The 2,476-nt window shown below is 64.8% G+C and carries 2 protein-coding genes; both read left to right on the top strand.

Annotation, left to right across the window (positions count from 1 at the left end; translation table 11 throughout):
• Positions 1 to 220: 220 nt before the first annotated feature.
• Entirely contained in the window at positions 221 to 1,120 is a 900-nt protein-coding gene (locus Y703_RS0114280) for an SDR family oxidoreductase (protein WP_026553248.1), read from the top strand.
• Positions 1,117 to 2,476: alpha/beta hydrolase (locus tag Y703_RS20095; protein WP_081743557.1), on the top strand; the 1,360-nt coding region annotated here is incomplete at its 3' end. The genes Y703_RS0114280 and Y703_RS20095, both read left to right, overlap by 4 nt.

The raw sequence follows: 2,476 nt of genomic DNA, 5'->3' as shown, positions 1-2,476 counted from the left end.
CGCTACATCGAGAACTACAACCAAGACGCCAAACCATTCACCTGGACCAAGTCAGCGGAGTACCTCCTGGGCAAGATGAAACGCAAACAAACCATTAACACGGAGCACTAGGCAATACTGCGCCGCCGGCTCAGGCTGATACGGTCATCGCGCTTTCTGCTGGTCGAAGGCGGGCAAGAGGAGGGTGACTCGGATTCAGCCCCGACACAAGGTGAGGGGTATGACACTTCGCGATCAGTACACCTTCGGAAATCCTCTTGAGCGATACAGCCGCGTAGAACCGCGTGTTCAGCACCAGCCTGAACCCGGAATCCAGGCGCGTATGACCCCGGTCCCCGACCTCGGCGAATCGACCTACCGCGGCAGCGGGCGCCTCGCCGGGCGCAAAGCGCTCATCACTGGCGGTGACTCAGGTATCGGCGGTGCCGTCGCGATCGCGTTCGCGCGTGAGGGAGCTGATGTCGTGATCGTGCACCTGCCCGCTGAGCAGGAGGACGCTGACAGTATTCTGGGCCACATCAAGGATGCAGGCACAAAGGGGCACGCGATTGCCGCAGACATCACGGGTCCGGCCCGCTGCCGCGAGATCATCGACGAAACCGTGCGCGTGCTTGGGGGGCTCGACATCCTCGTCAATAACGCCGGCAGACAGCTAGCAGTTGAGCGAATCGAAGATCTGTCAGACGAGCAGTTCGAGCTGACATTCCGTACCAACGTGTTCGCGACCTTCTGGTTGACCAAAGCCGCTCTTGCCCACTTGCCGGCGGGTGCCAGCATCATCAACACTGCGTCTCTGGAGGCTTACAAGCCCGCACCGGACCGGTTGGACTACGCGGCAACGAAAGCAGCCATCAACAACCTCTCGAAGGGACTTGCGCAGCAGCTGGCTCCTCGGGGTATCCGGGTCAACGTGGTTGCACCCGGTCCCGTCTGGACGGCCCTACAGGTCTCGGATGGCGTCTCAGACGAGCAAATGAGGGAATTCGACAACGAAAGTACTTACCAACGTGCCGGGCAGCCTGCAGAACTAGCCCCCGCCTATGTTTTCCTCGCCTCTGCAGAATCGAGCTACGTCTCGGGCGAGACCCTCAACGTCAACGGGGGCATGGTCACTCCGTGACTCACCATGTCTGCACCGTCTTTTTCCTTCCCGGTCTCGGTTTCGGCGCTGCATCAGCTGCACCGCTCGCGGCGGCTCTCGGCGACCGATTCCGCGTTGTTGGCATCGACCCGCCTGGGCAGGGCCACGCCCCGGACGCAGTAGACGGCTCAGCCAGCGCTCTGGCCGATGCTGCGCTCGAGACAATCGAGGCCAAAGCCGATGGTGGACCCTGGCTGCTTGCCGCCCACAGCATGGGTGGCAAGGTCGCTGCCCTCGTGGCCGCTCGCGTGCTGGCCGGTCACGCGAATGTCTTCGGCTTGGCCGGCGCAGTCCTCCTCGCTCCATCCCCGCCCACCCCAGAGCCAATGGCAGACGACAATCGCTCCCTCATGCTCTCGTGGGCCCAGAACGGTCCGATCTCGGAGGCCGACGCGCGTGAATTTGTTGCCCAGAGCGTGGCGGTATCGCTGGCCGCCGCTGAGGAACAACAGGCAGTCACCCAGATTCGGCAGATCACGCCACTCGCCTGGCAGCGGTGGCTTGGTGAGGGCAGCCGTGAAAATGTGTCGGCCGAGGTAGACGTGATCGACCTGCCCGTCGTCGTGATAGCGGGGGGCGATGACGACGATCTCGAGGGCTCGGCGCAACCGACGCTCCTCGGCGAGGTGTATCCACGGGCGCGCTTCGTGTCGCTGGCCGCTACGGGACACCTGCTCCCCTACGAGCAAGCCCACGAAGTTGCGGCCGAGATCACGCGGTTCTGGGAGTCGACAGCTTCGGCATGCCCACCGGTGGCCCCTGAATGGGGTTGCCTTATCGCGTCCAACCGCACCGGCGTCGAGGCACGCGCGCTATTGGCCCAGCGCGCGATCGCAGACGATGTGAACTACGCGCCGCGGGCGCTCTCACTGGGGCAGCTCGCCACTCTTCGCTCGCTGGCTGACCGGCTGGTGCCGCAGCCCGGGGCCCGCCGGGTCGACCTCGCTGCGCGCGTCGACGCCGACCTCGCGGCCGGCCGAGGTGATGGTTGGCGGCCCACGGACCTCCCGGCGGACGCCTCGGCCTACCGTCTGGGCCTCGACGCCATCGCACCCCTCTGGCCCGAGGATTTGTCAGCACAGGACAGCCTTATTCGAAAAATTATCGCTGGCGGGCTGATCACGGACGCCCCGTGGAGCGGTGATCTGTTGCGGCGGTGGTTCGAAGATGTGCGCACTGACCTGACGCGCACCTGGTTGGCGCATCCCGCGTCATTCGCCCGCATCGGGTACGACGGGTTCGCGACCAGCAGTTCAGGGGCTGAACCCGTGGGGTACGTGAGCCTGGGTGCTGGACTGCGCGACGCGTGGGAGCTGGCGGGGCTCGGCGCCCAGC

It is taken from the genome of Arthrobacter sp. H20 (genome assembly GCF_000520515.1).
Taxonomy (GTDB): domain Bacteria; phylum Actinomycetota; class Actinomycetes; order Actinomycetales; family Micrococcaceae; genus Arthrobacter_D.
The sequence above is the reverse complement of the archived record's forward strand: the minus strand, read 5'-3'. Positions and strand labels throughout refer to the sequence as shown.